7 protein-coding genes and 1 pseudogene are annotated in these 18689 nt (G+C 41.5%); 4 read left to right on the top strand and 4 right to left on the bottom strand.

Going from position 1 to position 18689, the window contains the following annotated elements; all coding sequences use genetic code 11:
- Window positions 1-11: 11 nt before the first annotated feature.
- From LC605_RS02175 to LC605_RS02190, 4 genes are all read right to left on the bottom strand, one after another.
- Window positions 12-1130 (bottom strand): glycosyltransferase family 2 protein, encoded by a 1119-nt coding sequence (locus tag LC605_RS02175; RefSeq protein ID WP_229545935.1) that lies wholly within the window; start codon window positions 1128-1130, stop codon window positions 12-14.
- Between the two features lie 162 nt (window positions 1131-1292).
- Window positions 1293-2297, bottom strand: coding sequence for an NAD(P)-dependent oxidoreductase (locus LC605_RS02180; protein WP_229545936.1), 1005 nt, complete (start codon window positions 2295-2297; stop codon window positions 1293-1295).
- 444 nt (window positions 2298-2741) lie between these two features.
- Window positions 2742-3920, bottom strand: coding sequence for an ABC transporter permease DevC (gene devC / locus LC605_RS02185; protein WP_229545945.1), 1179 nt, complete (start codon window positions 3918-3920; stop codon window positions 2742-2744).
- A gap of 67 nt (window positions 3921-3987) precedes the next feature.
- Entirely contained in the window at window positions 3988-5196 is a 1209-nt protein-coding gene (locus LC605_RS02190) for an ABC exporter membrane fusion protein (RefSeq protein ID WP_229545937.1), read from the bottom strand.
- A 1221-nt stretch (window positions 5197-6417) separates the two neighbouring features.
- Here LC605_RS02190 and LC605_RS02195 point away from each other — a divergent pair.
- From LC605_RS02195 to LC605_RS02210, 4 genes and pseudogenes are all read left to right on the top strand, one after another.
- Window positions 6418-6694: pseudogene (locus LC605_RS02195) on the top strand (hypothetical protein).
- A 203-nt stretch (window positions 6695-6897) separates the two neighbouring features.
- On the top strand, window positions 6898-12204 hold the full coding sequence (locus LC605_RS02200; protein ID WP_229545938.1) for a type I polyketide synthase: 5307 nt from the start codon (window positions 6898-6900) through the stop codon (window positions 12202-12204).
- Between the two features lie 98 nt (window positions 12205-12302).
- Window positions 12303-14009 (top strand): SDR family NAD(P)-dependent oxidoreductase, encoded by a 1707-nt coding sequence (locus tag LC605_RS02205; RefSeq protein WP_229545946.1) that lies wholly within the window; start codon window positions 12303-12305, stop codon window positions 14007-14009.
- A gap of 232 nt (window positions 14010-14241) precedes the next feature.
- Window positions 14242-18689 (top strand): PfaB family protein (locus tag LC605_RS02210; RefSeq protein ID WP_229545939.1); only part of this gene is annotated, 4448 nt, incomplete at its 3' end.

An 18689-nucleotide genomic window follows, 5' to 3' on the forward strand; every position in this document is an offset into this window, starting at 1 on the left:
GGCATTGGGCATTAGAAAAACACTTTCTTTATCCCGCCATCTCCCTCATCCCCCTCATCCCCCCCATCTCCCTCATCCCCCCCATCTCCCTCATCCCCCCCATCTCCCCCATCTCCCTCATCTCCCTCATCTCCCCCATCTCCCTCATCCCCTCCATCTCCCCCATCTCCCTTTACGAATCCAGCAAATATTTCATAAAGTCTTTGCAGCGCCATGAGCAAATCTTTCAGCAAAAGATATTCTGTCCCTTTTAACTGCTGATGTAGACTTCTATGACAACACAGCCGTTCATTCAAACTCATGGGACTACACCAAATCGAGAGTACATACTCCCAGATTATTCTCCAATGGGGCAATAAAATTTGTCCTTTCTTTGCTGAATCAAACCATACTGCATACCCATAAAAATCCGGGAGCATACTCAATAATGGTTTTTTACTTTTGTCAGCAAACAGCAAGTAATTTGGAAAGAACATACTCATAGATTGTTGCGGATGTCTTCTGACAAAAAACAGGTATTCAGGGATTTCATAAAACCTACCGAGAATACCAAGTCTTAACAACAGAATTCCATCTGCATTACCGTAACCACCCATAGGCGGTGTCATTCTCAGGGCACTGGCGCGAATTACTCCATAACATTGATAACATAAATGCTTAGTCAGCAATTCGTGAAAACGCACCTGTGGTTTTAGTGCATCTGCCTTGAGTTTAATATCATAGTTTTGGATAAAACTCCCTTGTTCATCAATGAAATATGCCTGGGAGTGACACAAGATTATCGTCGGATCTTGGTCAAGCACCTCAACACACTTCTTGATAAAATCTGGAGAATGTAGATCATCATAAGCTGCCCGCTTAAAGTATTCACCTGAAGACAATTCAAACACGCGATTGAAGTTACGGGCGCAACCGATATTTGTGTCATTGCGGTAGTAACAAATACGTTGGTCTTGTCTAGTATATTCTCTACAAATTTCCTCAGTTTTATCTGTGGATGCATTGTCTGAAATAATTAGCTCAAAATCTTCAAAAGTCTGAGCCAAGAGTGAATCTAGGGCTTCTTTGATAAATTTTTCACCATTATATACTGGTAATCCGATGCTCAATCGTGGCTGATTGCTACTCATAGAAAACAAGTATTCAGAAAATCTGTGGATTATTTTAGGCTTAATTGCAAATAATTGTTAGGCAGATGCAACCTAAGATCTGGGTTTGTTGGGTAACGCATTGGCTCAACCCAACCTACAAATATTAAAAACCTACGCAGTATTGCAACCCAACCTACTAAGCTATTTGATCAAGCTTTGAATATCTGTTTTTTGCAGCCATTCGTGTGTTCGCTGCATTCCTGATTCTAGGTCAATTTTTGGTTTATAATTTAACAGATTTTGGGCTTTGACAATGGAACAAGCATAGGGACGAGTCATAAAATCTATGGACTCTGGTAAGATATCAACTTTTTTCCGAAAAAGTTTTTGCCCTTGAACACGTAGCTTTAGAAACAACTTGATTTCGTCTTTTGATAATGAAAGGGGTGCTTGTAAACCTTCCATTGCTGCTAAACGCATAAAATACTCTTTCCACGAAGTTTCTTGTCCGTCGGTGATATTAAATATTTCACCGTAGGTTTCTTTTTCCATCGCTAGAAAGATGCCATCAATCAGGTTATCTATATATACATGATTTATCACTCCTTTCCCATCGTTAGCACAGGCAAATAATTTTTGACGCATCATCAGAATTGGTCTGACTATCCAAGGGATACTTCCTGGGCCGTATACATCTCCGGCTCTAATAACAATTATGCCGAAATCTGAGGAATTATTCAGTTCTAATAGTGCAGTTTCCGCTTCTATTTTAGTTTGACAGTAGGGATTATTTTCGCTAGACAGTGGGCCGGACTCTGTAACACCATCAGGATAGTTAAAACCGTAAACCATCACACTGGATAGATGCACAAATGTTTTGACACCAGCCTGTTTAGCGGCTTTAGCCATGTTGACAGTACCGCCAACATTGATATCACGAAAATGCTTAATAGCACCAGCTTCTTCGGCAATTTGTTCTGTATGTAAAACGATATCTACTCCCTCACAAGCCTTTTGAGCAATAGTAGAATCGGTGGTGCTACCAATAATTATCTCAACACCTAAATGCTCTAATTGTTTGTTTTTTTCTGTAGAATTTTGTAGTCCACGAACCTTCATCCCTTGCGCTATGGCTAACTCGGCTGTACGCAAACCGACAAATTCATCAATTGCAGTAATTAGGAGAGTTTTGTTGTTGAGGTTCATATATGAGGGGTTATACCAATTTTGGATTTTGGATTAAGATAAAAGTGCTAGTTTGGATGGTTTGTAGTCAGCACTTTAGTGCTGAAAAAGAAAGACTAAAGTCCTTACTACGAGCTTAATTAATTGTCAACTTAGACTTAAAAGACTAGTAAGGCGCAAGTTTGCTTATATTTCAATACACTTGGGTTAAGCATTTCTTCCCTCTCTTTCTCTCTTCTCTCTGTGCCCTCTGCGCCTCTGCGGTTCGTTAAACAAAAAGAGTTTTAGCCTTAAGTGAACCGTATTAGCCTATGTTTATCAAGTTGCTCTGAGCAATTTATCTTACTTGGTACAGCTTTGCATAAAATCGTGGTGAATTGAGGGTTAAAATTTAAACGCAAAGGGGCGCAAAGGGAAGCGCAAAGGTTCGCAGAGAATTCGCTACGAATTTATGAAATATTGTACTTAGAAAATATCTCCCGGATCTGCGGAACGGAGTTTATTGATAGCAAGCGCTCCGGAAGTTATACACATTAAAACTGTTGAGGTTAAGACAATCAGTGCATTATTATTGGTCATAACTATTGGTAACTTAGTTGCTTCTGCTGCAAAACTATACAACAATACAGAAGTAATAAGTCCTGGTATATAACCGAGAATTGACAAAATCAAAGCTTGCTGAAATACCACATTCAACAAATACCTATTGGCATAACCTATGGCTTTTAAAGTGGCGTAAGCAACGAACTGCGTAGCAATGTTGCTGTAAAGGATTTGATAGACAATTACTACACCAACAACCGCAGCCATTGTCAACATCAAGTTAAGAATAAAACCAATGGGTGTTCTAACAGCCCAATATTTTTTCTCAAAATCAATGAAGCCTTGGCGTGTAAAAACTTGGATATCATTAGGCAAACTTGCTTGCAAATTTTTTAATACTGTTTCGGCATTAGTACCAGGTTTGAGGGAAATCAAACCGATATCTATCATATCTGCAGGACGAGTATTAGGATTTATTCTGAGGAAAGTTGAGTCACTAACAAGTAAATTTCCGTCTACCCCAAAGGAAGGCCCTAAGCTGAATAAGCCACCAATTCTTACTCTATAGCCAATTAATGAATTGAAGGGAAAAATTTCAATTGTCTGTGCAGTATTTCCCGCATTAAATTTTTCAGCTATTGGGCCAAACTCTGGACGAGAACTGCGGTCAAAAAGCACGACATCGGGAATTTTCAGTTTATCTAAATTTTCCTCAACTTCTGGGATATTTATCACAGGTCTACCTGGGTCGAAACCAATCACATATATTGAATATTTCTCACCAGTTGCCGGATTTTTTAGTTTGGCAAATTGCAAATACATGGGGCTAACTGACTCTACGCCATCAAACCCCAGAGATTGGTATAAACGAGTCCGCGAAAAGCTTTGATTTGAGGTCAAAGATTTATATTGCGAACTAACTAAAAATAAATCTCCTTTGAGATTCTGATGTACAGCAGTTGCACTGGAATAGAGGGCATCTTGAAAACCAAGTTGCACAAACATGAGCAGTACAATAAAACCAATCCCGGCTACAGCTACTAGTAAACGAACTTTTTGCTGGGCTAGCTGTAGCCATGCTAAAGGAATTTTTAAATTCATGGATTTATTTGTCATTTGTCATTTGTCATTTGTCATTTGTCATTTGTGAATGACCTATGGCCTATGACTAAATCTGAATGGCGACATCTACCTGTAAGTTGGTTAAACGAGCTACCCGCTCACTATCTTTGGGATTATCGATGGAGATTTTGACCTCGATTATTCTGCGGTCTGTATCTGAACCAGGGTTGAGGCTGAAGATACTTTGTTTGTCAACTTGCCAACCAATTTCTTTTACAGTTCCTTTTAATGTTCCGGTAAATGCAGTGCTGGTAATGGTGGCTTTTTGTCCTACACGCACTTTTTGAACATCGGTTTGATACACCTCTGCAATCACATACATTTGAGATGTCTTACCTATTTCAGCAAATCCGGTGCTGGTGCTGATTACTTCTCCGGTTTTGGCGTGAATTTTAAAAATTTTGCCATTGATGGGAGATTTGATATAACTTAAATCTAAGTCGGCTTTTGCTTGTTGAACAGATGTTGTTGCACTGTTGACTTCGGTTTGTGCGACTTGAACGTCTACACTACGCACTTCACTAATACTGGTGAGTTGGGCTTGTGCTTGCTTGCGTTGTTCTTGGTATGTATCTTGAGTCCGTTTGAGGGTGGCTTGAGCTTCTGTTAGCTGCTGTTGTGTAGTCTTTAGTTGCAAAGCTTTGGTATCTGCGACAGAAGCCGCGATCGCACCTTGTTTATATAGTTGCTGATAGCGATCGTTCTCGACTTGAGCATTGTCTACTTCCGCCTGGATGCGGGCGATTGTTGCCTGTTGTGTGGCAACGTCTCCTTTATATTGTGACTCTAACCGGGCGATCGCAGCCTTTTGAGCATCGACATCTCCGGTTTTCGCTCCAGATTTAACTTGCGCTAATTTAGCTTTGGCAACTTGCAGTTTATCTAAAGCCTGTTGCAATGCGGTTCTAGAACGACCATAATTTTCGAGATAGGCTAATAATTGCCCTGCTTTAACCGCATCGCCTTCTTTCACCAACAGTCTTTCTACTCGCACCCCATTATTAGAAGCGGGAGCAGTCAAAGAAGTAACTTCGCCTTCTGGTTCCAAACGTCCTAAAGCAGTCACAGCAACTTTCGCAGGCGTAGCAGCTTTTGGAGGATTTGCTGGCGCTGTCACAACTTTCGGTTTAGACCAAAACGGTACCAAACTATAGAAAGTGATTAATCCAGCCGCTAGAGTCAGAGAAGCTGCTAAAATTACTTGCGATCGGCCTACGGGTTTTGTGAATAATCGACTTTCTTTATTTACTGCCATATTTTCATTCCAATTCTGCTTTCTTAGGGAATAGCCTGGTTATATTTAGTCGATTACAATAGACTCATCCGCAAATTACCAAGAGGACTTTTCCTCTAAGTTTTCTACCTTAATAAAGTGGATGGATCTAAATTGGTTTTATATGAATTGTTGTACGCTTTTGCCGCCCAAACTCGCTATTGTGGCGTGATAATTAATGGTGGTGTTACTTCAAAGCTTCCTAAGTTATATCCTAATTTGATATCTAATCCTGTAGCGTAAAATACAATAGCGCTATCCATCAAACTTAACTATCAATAACCACGAATCCCTAACAAAAACGAACTAAAAATTGGGATAAACTTGTTATTAAGTATGGCGTAAATATAAAATTATGTCAACCAATTAACTTGATATAAGTCCTGAATCTTTTACTAAAATATTTCATCATAGTCAGACTAGACACTGAAGAATTTACTCATCACTAATCTTTATCTGCCAATTCAATACAACAGATGGTTAATTGTTAAGCAGATTTGATATTAGTAACAGATTGTTGTTTAGCAAGGTTGTGTATTGTAAGACATTATTATCTATTCTGCTAATAGCATCCTAATTGAGTCAGTATGTTTATCAAGTAACATACTAAAAATTAACATTTGCTTTATAAAATGTTGGGTTTCGTTCCTCAACCCAACCTACACATTAGACATCTGGTGAAAAAGAGACGTAGCAGTGCTACGTCTCTACAAGGGTTCTGGGTAACGCATATTTAATTTCACAGATGTCTATTTTTTATTTTTTTGCCGAAACCTGCGCAGTATTGTAACGCACCCTACAAATACCTAATTTTGTTCATAAATCAAATCGGATTCCTATAGCAGTTCTTGTTTATGTGAGGTACACCCACCTCGTGATGTAATGTTGTACCGCATCTGAACGGGAAACGCTATAAGGTTATTTATAAAATAACTTTAAAGGAATGATTTAGTTTCTGTAAAGTATGTTAGTGTTTTTATTAATTCAATGCTTTAAAGTGGTTAGACAAACTAGTTATTTAATTGATATTTTGAAATTAAAAAGGACTAAAGATAACTAATTTGTCATCACATTGTGTTAGTTTAAGTACTTTTCCAAGTTGCATAAATTCGGATTAAAGGTGGTGTCTTTTGTGTAACGAACTTGTCAACTTTCCTGGTTTAAATAGCATAAAATATATTATCCCGGACGTTGAAACTGGCTATGACATTGAACAAGATACAGAACGTTGTCATTAACAACAGCTATGTTGCTGTGGTTAGCCTAGATAATCAAACGGCTTTGGGTGAAAAACGTTTCTGTTCTCTTAGCTACTCCTCAGTTTCCATCACTCCAGTAGGATACCATTACTCAAAATCTTTACCATTACAAATGGATTAAATTCACTGGTCAAGCAGCTATTACACTCCAAGACTATTTTACCAGTTTTAACGACGTCATTGACTTATTGCCACAAGTTAAAAAGTCTAGCCTTGAATAAGATTTTTTCGCGAGCGCAGTGTGCCAAAGCCGCTTGTAAACATAAGGCTTTACGCTGGCAGTATGTGTCGTGTGGTGTCGATTTGGAGAAAAGCATTTAGCAAAGATAGGATAGCTAGCTGCTTAGAAAACGAGAGATTTTCATTATTTAGTAGGCAACAGAAATTACTGTAGCTACACAATCCACAGTACTAACTATGCCCTATGTCTGCTTATTCGATTGATACTGCCTTAGCGGAGTTAGAGAGCCTGATCAATAATTGTGAAAAGGCTGTGATGAGGTCTATAGAGGAAAAAAACATGAAGTCAGATAAGTCAGATAAATCAGTGTCAATTAACAAAATTAACAGACAATTACAACACAATTCTATTGCTATTGTTGGCATGGCTTCTCTATTGCCTAAAGCCAGAAATTTACAGGAATACTGGCAAAATATTGTCAACAAAATTGACTGTATTACTGATGTTCCTTCCACTCACTGGAGTGTTGAAGATTATTACGATCCTAATCCCAGAACTACTGAAGATAAAACCTATTGTAAAAGAGGTGGGTTTCTTCCAGAGGTAGATTTTAACCCGATGGAATTCGGCATTCCGCCCAGTATTTTGGAAGTTACAGATGTATCGCAACTATTAAGTTTAGTGGTTGCAAAAGAGGCGATGGAAGATGCAGGTTATGGCGAAAAACGTGAGTTTAGCCGCGAGACTGTTGGGGTAATTTTAGGTGTGGCTATGGCCAAGCAGTTAGGAATGCCACTTTCTGCCAGGTTGGAATATCCGATTTGGGAAAAAGCACTTAAAAGCAGTGGTTTATCAGATGAAGATACGCAAAAAATTGTCGAAAAAATCAAAAGCGCTTATGTGAAATGGGATGAGAACGCTTTCCCTGGAATGTTAGCGAATGTCGTCGCCGGTAGAATTGCCAATCGCCTAAATTTTGGCGGAATGAATTGTGTAGTTGATGCCGCTTGCGCTAGTTCCTTTGGTGCTTTAAAAATGGCAATTAGTGAGCTAGTTGAGCATCGTTCTGATATGATGCTGACTGGTGGTGTTGATACCGATAACACCATCATGGCTTACATCTCATTCAGCAAAACACCGGCGGTTTCTCCTAGTGAAAATGTCAAACCTTTCGATGCTAAATCTGATGGGATGATGTTAGGTGAAGGTATTGGCATGATTGTCCTCAAACGCTTAGAAGATGCTGAACGGGACAACGATAAAATCTATGCCGTAATTAAAGGTATTGGTACTTCCAGCGATGGGCGTTATAAGAGTATTTATGCTCCTCGCAAAGAAGGTCAAATTAAAGCCTTGGAACGCGCTTATGAAGATGCCGGTTTTTCTCCCGCTACTGTTGGTTTGATGGAAGCACATGGTACTGGTACAATGGCTGGAGATCCGACAGAATTCGGTTCTTTAAAAGACTTCTTTGATGGACATGATCACAAAAAGCAGCATATCGCTTTGGGTAGTGTGAAATCACAAATTGGACACACAAAAGCGGCTGCGGGTGCGGCGAGTTTGATTAAAACTGCTTTGGCTTTACATCACAAAGTATTACCGCCGACAATTAACATTACTGAGCCAAACCCCAAACTCAACATTAAAAATTCGTCATTCTATCTTAATACCGAAACCAGACCTTGGATTCGTCCAGAAGGGGAAGCGCCAAGACGTGCGGGTGTAAGTTCTTTCGGATTTGGTGGAACCAACTATCACGTGGTTTTGGAAGAATATGAAGCCGACCAAAACGACGCTTACCGCTTACATAGTGGTGCTAGTGAAGTGCTGTTGTTTGCTCCCACAGTAGAGCAATTGTTGAGCAAATCGGAAGAGATTTTAGGTAAGTTGCGTTCACCAGATGCAGTTACACACTACGCGCAATTAGTCAAGGAATGCAAGTCGCCACAGATTCCCCTCTCTGCTCCCAGATTTGGGTTTGTCGCTGAGAATCTCGAAGAAGCTTGCAAGTTGCTGCAAACTAGCATTGACTGGCTGAAACTCAAAGGTTCAGCAGCATCTTGGGAGCATCCCCAAGGGATTTATTACCGCGCTTCTGGTATGGAGTTGGGCGGAAAAGTTGTCTCTCTATTTTCTGGTCAAGGTTCGCAATACTTGGAGATGGGACGCGAACTGGTGATGAATTTTCCTTTGATGCGTCGTCTTCATGGCTATATGGATAGCCTGTTGCTCAAAGATAATTTGCAGCCGTTGTCAGAAATCGTTTTTCCTCATCCTGTGTTTGAGGAAGCAGAGAAAAATGTCCAAATTGCTGCCTTACAACGCACAGAATACGCTCAACCAGCCATTGGGGTGTTGAGTGCAGGGATGTACAGCATATTGCAACAAGCTGGGTTCAAGTCAGATTTTGTGGCGGGACATAGCTTCGGGGAACTGACAGCGCTATGGGCTGCGGGGGTTTTGAGTACGGAAGATTACTTGTTTTTAGTGAAAGCTAGGGGTCAAGCAATGGCTGCACCCGAAGATCCAGATCATGATGCGGGTAGTATGTTGGCTGTCAAAGAAGACATCAGCAAAGTAGAAGCAGTCATCAGACATTTTCCCCAAGTTGCGATCGCTAATCAAAATTCCCCAACTCAATTTGTTTTGGCTGGGCCTACCGCAGAAATAGCGAAAGTCAGAGAGGCTTTACACGAGAAAGGATATACAGCCGTACTGTTACCTGTTTCAGCAGCGTTCCATACACCGTTAATCGCCTTTGCTCAGAAATCCTTTGCGATCGCTACCAAGTCTGTCAAGTTCCAAAGTCCCAAAATCCCTGTTTACAGCAACGTTACCAGTAAGCAGTATCCCAAGGAAGCCCAAGGTATTCAAAAAATTCTGGAAACGCACCTTTCTAATTCAGTGCTGTTTAAACAGGAAATTGAAAATATCTATGCGGCGGGTGGTACTTGCTTTGTGGAATTTGGGCCGAGGAGGATTTTGAGCAACTTGGTAAAAGAGATACTTGGCGATCGCCCACACATCACCGTATCTTTGAACCCCAGCACTCAAAAGAATAGCGATCGCTCTTTGCGAGAAGCAGTTGTGCAGTTACGGGTAATTGGTCTGACTTTGAATCACCTCGATCCTTACCAACTTCCCCAAACTATACCGCCAATTGAGACGAAGAAGACCTTAAATGTCCGTTTAAACGGCATCAATTATAGATCGCAAAAAACCAAAAATGCCTTCGCTCTAGCTTTGCAGGATGGACATCAAGTCACATTATCCAGCCCTGAATATGCTGATACGGCTCCTTTATTTAGTAGCCCAGGTGTAACTCCAACTCTCGCAGCGATCGAGACTAACGGACATAAAAAATCGACCCCAGAAATTAACGTTGTGACTGCGAATATCATCACTCAAACAGAGCAACAGATGAATCCTGTTACCCTGTCACAACCAGCCCAGGAATCTAAGATGCAACCAACACCAGAAAAACTGACAAATTATCAACAACTTTTAGCAAGTTTAGAATACCTCCTGACACAGTTCCAGGAAAATCAAGCCGAGAATTTACAAGTTCACGGTACTTATCTCAACCATCAGATGGAATATGCCAAAGCGTTTTTCCAACTGATGCAGCAGCAGAATTCCTTATTAAGTGAGAGTAAATCAACAGCCGAAACTGCCAAAATGAAGCTAGTTGTCATGGAAAGCTTAGAGCGTAGCATGATGCAGTTTCATTCTCAACAAGGTGAAACCCTACGCATCCATGAACAATATCTTCAAGAGCAGTTGGAATATACTAAAAACTTTTTCCAACTCATCCAGCAAGAGTATTCTCAAATCATCTCTGGTGAGGGAGCAACCCAACTAACAGAGAAACTCAGCAATTTCACTCCGTTCACCACAGAAACAACTGTAACTGATGCACCCGTACCTCCTACTACCAAGATAGTAGAAAGCCAGCCTTTGCTTGTAACTGAGCCTGTAGTTGAAACTTCCTACTCTCCACTTCCCACTCCCCACTTCGCCACTGTGGAGACAGTAGAGCCTGTAGTCGCGCCACCTGTCCCAGTAGTAGAACCTCAAGCTGAGGTTGTAGTCAAAATTAGCTCACCCCCAGTCAACGAAGTTGTTGCATTTATCCCAGAAGCAGCACCCACAACTGCTGCAACTATCGATATTGTTGACTTAGATAAAAACCTGTTAGCCATTACCAGTGATAAGACCGGCTACCCAGTCGAGATGCTGGAAATGGACATGGACATGGAGGCGGACTTAGGAATTGACTCCATCAAACGGGTAGAAATCTTAGGGGCGCTACAAGAAATGTACCCCAGCCTACCCAAGCCCAATTTGGAAGAACTCTCAGAAAAACGCACCATCGGTCAAGTTGTAGAGTATCTGCAATCCCAGGCTTCCAGAAGTGTTTTTGTAGAAATTGCAATTCACGAAGTCGAGACTGCACCAGTAGTTGAAGTAGTTACTGCACCGGAACCAAGCGTAGTTGTCGCATTCAACCCAGAACCCACCGTAACTGATGAATTTGCCAACTTAGGCCAAACTCTACTAGCCATCACCAGCGATAAAACCGGCTATCCAGTGGAGATGCTGGAACTGGAAATGGACATGGAAGCCGACTTGGGAATTGATTCCATCAAACGGGTAGAAATCTTAGGGGCGATGCAAGAAACGTACCCCAACTTACCCAAACCAAATATCGAAGAACTCGGAGAACTCCGCACCATCGGTCAAATAGTCGATTACCTACAGCAGTTAGCTGGAGGTGAAAAAAAAAAGTCTGAACCTGAGTTTGTCCAACAGCCACCGGAATTAGAGCATAATATCCAGCGCCATCCCGTCAAACTCAGAAGCCTACCACAGCCAGATTATTTGGATTTCACCTTACCAGAAGGACACATCGGTTTAATCACCGATGATGGTTCCCTCACCACTTATAAATTAGCTGAATCCCTAATAGAGAAAGGCTGGAAAGTAGTAATTATCAGCTTCCCCCAATCGCTCATCGCCCAACAAGCGCCCTTACCCACAGGAGTAACCCGCGTCACCTTAGCAAACTTGAGTGAAGAACATCTCCAACAACAACTACAAGCGATCGCATCTCACTGTGGAACCATTGGAGCCTTCATCCATCTACATCCACTGTTTGTAGGAAATCACACCGGAAGTATTTCCTATAACGAATCAGAAAAGGCGATCGTCAAGCACGTATTTTTGATAGCGAAACACCTCAAACCCTCCCTCAACGAAGCCGCAAAGCATGGACGTAGTTGTTTTTGCACAGTAGCTCATCTCGATGGAGCCTTCGGTTTAGAGTACAAAGTCAACTTCGGGGCGATCGCTGCTGGTTTATTCGGATTAAGCAAAACCCTGAGATGGGAATGGCCAAAAGTATTTACTCGTGCGATCGACCTCAGCCCTAGACTTGACGCCAAACAGTCAGTACAAAACATCATCGCCGAACTTCATGACCCCAACCTTTATATAAGTGAAGTTGGCTACGGCTCACAAGGACGAGTCACCATAATCGCCGATTAACCTCTTCTCTCTGCGCTCTCTGCGTCTCTGTGGTTCGTAAAAAAAACCGCAGAGGCGCAGAGGACACAGAGGAATTACGAATTAATATCAGAGGATTTATGATACAAACAGCCCCATCATCAGTCTTTGTCGTGAGCGGCGGTGCAAAAGGGATTACAGCTGAGTGTACTATCAGATTAGCCCAACAGCAACCCTGCAAATTCATCCTCCTCGGTCGCTCCGAACTATTAGAAACCGAACCAAATTATGCTCAAAATTCTGACGACTCCGCATTGAAAAAATGCATCATGGAAAATCTTCTTTCCCAAGGAGAGAAGCCCACACCTATGAATGTGCAAAAAATATATAACAAAATAACCTCCAGCCGCGAGATTAAAAAGACTCTAGCAGCAATTGAAAAAACCGGAGCTAAAGCAGAATATATCAGCGTCGATGTTACAGATACACAAGCTTTACAAGAAAAGCTGGCTAATGTTGGGTCGATTACCGGAATCATCCACGGCGCGGGAAACTTAGCTGATAAGTTAATTGAAAAGAAAACAGAAGAGGATTTTGAAAAAGTTTACACCGCTAAAGTTCAAGGTTTAGAAAACCTGCTGGCTTGCGTCAATCCTAATGAACTTCAACATTTAGTTTTGTTTTCTTCCGTCACCGGCTTTTACGGAAATCCTGGACAATCTGATTATGCGATCGCCAATGAAATTCTGAACAAATCAGCCCATATATTTAAGCAAAGCTATCCCTCATGTCATGTAGTCGCCATCAACTGGGGCGCTTGGGATAGTGGGATGGTGACAGCAGAATTAAAGAAGATTTTTCAAGAGCGAAAAATCGAAATAATTCCCATTGCAGTTGGGGCGCAAATGCTCGTAAAAGAAATGGATAATACCAATCACGCAACCGCACAAGTTGTTATTGGTAGTCCACTCGTTCCAATGGCTACAGAGCTAGATTCCGAACTACGAACCCATCGTATTCGTCGCCAAATGACATTGGAGGCTAATCCATTTTTACACGATCATACGATTGCTGGTTCTCCAGTTTTACCAGCAACTTGTGCAATGACCTGGATTATTAATGCTTGTGAACAATTATATCCCGGTTATCGGTTGTTTTATTACCAAGATTTCAAAGTTTTGAAGGGAATTACTTTCAATGAGACATTAGCAAATGAACACATTTTAGAAATCGAAGAAATTTCCAAGGTTAATCTTGAAAGAATCGAACTTAAAGCCAAAATTTCGAGTAAAAACCCTGAAGGGAGAATCCATTTTCATTTTAGCGCTCAACTTAATCTCCAGCGAGAAATCCCAGATGTACCCATTTATGAATCTCTCAATCTCGAAGAAGATAATATCATCACCGCTACAGGAAAAGATTTTTACCAAAATGGGGGAGACACATTATTTCACGGCCCCGGTTTTCAAGAAATCAAAAGAGTTTTAAACATCAGTCCCGAAAAAATTACCACAGAATGTCTTTGGCCAGAACTCACCGCCCAACAACAAGGACAATTCCCCGTTCAATGGGTAAATCCTTACACGACTGACTTGAGTATGCACGCCTTATGGGTTTGGACACAACACTTTCATGAAGAAGGTTGTTTACCTGGAAAAGTAGAAAAATTTGAACAGTTTGAAGTAATACCACATAACGAAACTTTTTACGTTTCTTGTGAAGTAATAGCTAAGACAGCGAGTAGTGCGATCGCAAATTTTATTATACACGATCGTCAGGGTAAAATATACTCACGAATGCTCGGCGCTCATGCGATTATTTGGTCGATGAAATTGCTTAGAAGCTAGTGGGGAATTGAGGGGTGAAATTTAAACGCAAAGGGGCGCAGAGGGAAGCGCAAAGGTTCGCAGAGAATTGGCTAGAAATCTTGTACTAAGCAATAAAGTCTTTACTGCAAACTATCAAAGCTAGCTGAATCTTAGGATTCCTATTACTTATCACTTTAAAGTTTGGGGAACGGCGTAAATCCTATTTGTTAATTATCTCTTGCTAAATACCCAAACTCGGAGCATATCAGTAGTGGAAAAAATAGCCATCATCGCATTATCATGCCTATTTCCCGATGCTAAAAATCCTGACGAATACTGGCAGAACATCGTTAATCAAAAAGATTCAACATCCTCTGCAACCGTCGAGGAAATCGGAGTAGATCCGACAATCTTTCACAATCCAGTTAAAGGTACACCAGACAAAACCTATTCTATCAAAGGCGGATACATCCGCAACTTTCAGTTTAATCCATCTGAATACAATCTACCATCAGAATTTGTTGCTGGTTTAGATAACACCTTCAAATGGTCATTGTATGCAGCTAAACAAGCAATTGTACAGAGTGGTTATTGGGGTAATCAAAATTTCCTGGCAAAATGCGGCGTAATTTTAGGTAATTTGTCATTCCCAACAAAATTATCTAACCAGGTATTCTCTCCAATTTACCAGCAATCTATCACCCCTGCTGTCAGAGAACTTTTGCAATATGAAGACTTTGATTTAGCTGCTTTTCCAAGTGAAACTAAATCGTCTTTATATAATGCGATGATATCTGGCTTGCCAGCATCTATCGTTGCTCAAGCTTTCTCTCTATCCCAGGTTAATTTATGTCTGGATGCTGCTTGTTCGTCATCATTTTATGCTATTAAATTAGCATCTCATTACTTATGGTCACACAAAGCTGATGTCATGTTAGCTGGAGCCATCAGTTGTGCTGATTCTCTATTCGTGCGGATGCTATTTTCCGGTGTTCAAGGATATCCAGAAAATGGTATCAGCCGTCCCTTAGATAAGTCATCTAGAGGATTAATCCCCGCCGATGGTGTTGGGATGGTGATGCTGAAGAGATATTCAGATGCCGTTAGAGATGGCGATAATATTCTTGCTATCATTTGCGGTAATGGCCTCTCCAATGATGGCAAGGGCAAACATTTATTGAGTCCGAATTCTAAAGGACAAGTTTTAGCTTTTGAACGAGCCTATAATGAGGCAAACTTTAGTCCCAAAACCATCGATTATTTAGAGTGTCACGCCACCGGCACGTTGCTAGGAGATACAACCGAATTTAACTCTATAGAAACATTCTTTGGTGAACATCAAGCTGCGCCTCTGGTGGGTTCTGCTAAGGCAAATACAGGTCACTTGCTAACTGCGGCTGGCATGGTTGGCTTGACTAAAGTTATTTTGAGTATGTCTCATGGTATAATTCCAGCAACCATGAATGTTTCTGAATCTTTAGCTTCGGAAAATAGTACAATTCCTGCCGATAAAATTGTTAGAACAGCTACAGTATGGCCCAATAAGAACGCACCAATTAAACGGGCTGCTATTAGCGCTTTTGGATTTGGTGGTACTAATTCCCATCTGATTTTAGAACAAGGAAATACAACAGAATCAGTTGAATCAACTCCACCTGTTCCACCTACCAAAGTCGCCATTGTTGGCATGGATGCCTTTTTTGGTAACTGCAATGGGTTAGATGCTTTTGAACGCAGCATTTATAATGGAACACAGCATTTTACTTCTCTACCGCCTCAAAGATGGCACGGTATAGAAAATCAAGAAAATGTTCTGAAAGAGTACGGTTTAGCAGATGGAAAAGCACCAGTTGGGGCATATATCAAAGATTTTGAAATCGATACTTTATCGTGCAAAATCCCACCGAATGAAATAGAGAAATTAAACCCACAACAATTGTTGCTCCTCAAGGTTAGCGATCGCGCCGTCAAAGATGCGAAACTACAGGAGGGTAGCAATGTGGCGGTTATAGTCGCCGCCGAGACAGAATTCTCTGTGCATCAGCTACAGCAAAGATGGAATCTATCTTGGCAAGTTAAGGATGGCTTACTCAACCAAGGAATTTCTCTACCTGCGCAACAGCTTTCCCAACTCGAAACCATCATCAAAGATAGCATTCACCAACCAGTAGAAATCGGCGAATATGTAAGTCATATCGCCAACATCATGGCGAGTCGAATTTCGGCTTTATGGAATTTCACTGGCCCTGCATTCACCGTCAGCGCTGGTGAAAATTCTGCCCTCAAAGCCTTGGAAGTTGCCCAAATGCTACTCGCTACGGGAGAAGTAGATGCGGTGGTTGTGGGTGCGGTAGATTTGGCTGGTGGTGTGGAAAATGTCTTATTCCGCAGCCAATTTGCCCCAATTAATACGGGTGTGAATACGTTGGGTTATGACCAACAAGCTAATGGCTGGACGGTTGGCGAAGGTGCTGGTGCTGTCGTCCTCAAGCGCTACGAAGCTGCGAAGGAAGATAATGAACGCATCTATGCAGTAATTGATGCCATGAGTTTTGCACAAGGTAATTCTACTTTGAGTGACGCTTTGGTAAAACCTGATGCTTCAGCCATCAGTAATGTCTGCAAACAAGCCTTCGAGATGGCAGATATTCAACCCACAGAGGTTAACTATGTGGAAGTCTTCGGTAGTGGCGTTCCCCAAGAAGATGAAGCCGAAATCACAGGTTTACTGCAAGCTTATCCGAAGGTGGGTAATGGTTTGCATTGTGCATTGGGTAGCGTCAAAGCCAATATCGGCCACACCTATACAGCATCGGGAATTGCTAGCTTAATCAAAACCGCTCTCTGTCTTTATTACAGGTATATTCCCGCCACACCCAAATGGTCTGGTGTCAAAACACCGCAAGTATGGTCAGGTAGCCCTTTCTATGTGGCGATGGAATCAAGACCTTGGTTTGTCGATAAAGGCGGCACACGCAGAATAGCAGCAATTAATAGCATGGGTATAGATGGCAGTTACGCCCATTTAATCTTATCGGAGGAACCCAGCCAAGAGGAGCGGGACAACAGATATTTACAACAAATGCCTTTTCATCTGTTTCCGATTGCAGTTAGCGATCGCACCACTATCCCCGATCTTCTCAACAATCTCCAGCATACCATAGAAGCGAGTTCTTCTTTATTAGCTACCGCCAGCCAAACATTCGCTACCTTTGAACAGCATTCTCATCCAAAATACGTCTTATCAATCACAGGACGTAACACAAAAGATTTACTCAAAGAAATTGAATCTGCCCGCAAAGGTGTAAATAATGCTTTTGAAACCGGTACAGATTGGCAAACACCAATAGGAAGTTATTTCACGGCAAAACCATTAGGTAAAACTGGAGCAATTGCTTACGTTTACCCCGCAGCAGTCAATTCTTATATCGGCATTGGTCGTACCGTCTTCCGCTTATTTCCGAAAGTCTTCGAGGACTTAAAAAGTAACAATCTCTACAACCGGGCTGCCGATGTTGAAAAGTTAGTTTATCCCAGAAGCTTGCCTAAATTGACAACTAGGCAACTAGAAACACTCGAAAAACAATTGTTAGATGATTCACTGGCAATGTTTGAAAGTGAAATTGCCTTTGCTAGATACATGACAGCAATTTTTCGAGATGATTTTCAAGTCAAGCCGCAATCCGTTTTTGGCTATAGCTTGGGTGAAACTAGTATGATGGTTGCCCAAGGAGTTTGGAGTGATTTTGAGGGCGGAAGTAACACCTTAAACTCATCACCTTTATTTGGTGATAAATTATCTGGGCCAAAAAATGCTGTGCGTGAATATTGGGGATTAACCGATTCACCAAACAACAATTTTTGGAATACCTATGTTCTCATGGCTACACCATCTCAAGTTAGAGAATGCCTAAAACATGAGAATCGTGTCTACTTAACGCAAATTAACACACCAGAAGAAGTATTAATTGCTGGAGATGATGCCGCCTGTAAGCGAGTGATAGCAACTTTAGGCTGCAACGCCTTCCCCGCTCCCTTCGACCATGTGATACATTGTGAAGCGATGCGATCGCAGTACGAGGAAATTAAGAAAGTAAACACCTTGCCATCGCAAAATCTTCCCGGTATCGTTTTTTACTCAGCCGCCGATTATCAACCGATCGTACTTGATAGTGATGCGATCGCCGGAGGCGTTGGCGAAGCCATCGCCCATAACATCGCCAAAGGATTGTGCCAAGAACTTGATTTTCCGCAATTAGTTAATCGTGTCTACGGCGATGGAGTCAAAATATTTTTAGAAGCAGGTGCAGGTAACGTTTGTTCTCGATGGATTGATAAAATTCTCGACAACAAAGAACACATCACAGTCTCCCTGAATCGTCGAGGGATGGATGACCATGCTGCAATAGTCAAAGCATTAGCAAAACTACTCAGTCATCAAGTAAACCTGGATTTATCACCACTATATAGCAAAGCCCAAGAAACTGCTAATTCAAATAAAGCAACATTGAGAACAGTTACCTTGGGTGGAAAAGCAATTGCTGCTACAATTTTGAGCGCAGAGAATCGCAAAATAGTTGAAGATATTAAGTGCGATGGCTTCGCCAACGCCAAGGGCGAACGCATACCCGAATTTTTAGATCTTAAACAAACAGAACCAGGAGTTTTAGTCTTAGCTGCCAATGATGATAATCGTCGTGAATTGGGAGATAGAATTGT

The organism is Nostoc sp. CHAB 5836 (genome assembly GCF_020829445.1).
Classification (GTDB): Bacteria; Cyanobacteriota; Cyanobacteriia; order Cyanobacteriales; family Nostocaceae; genus Nostoc.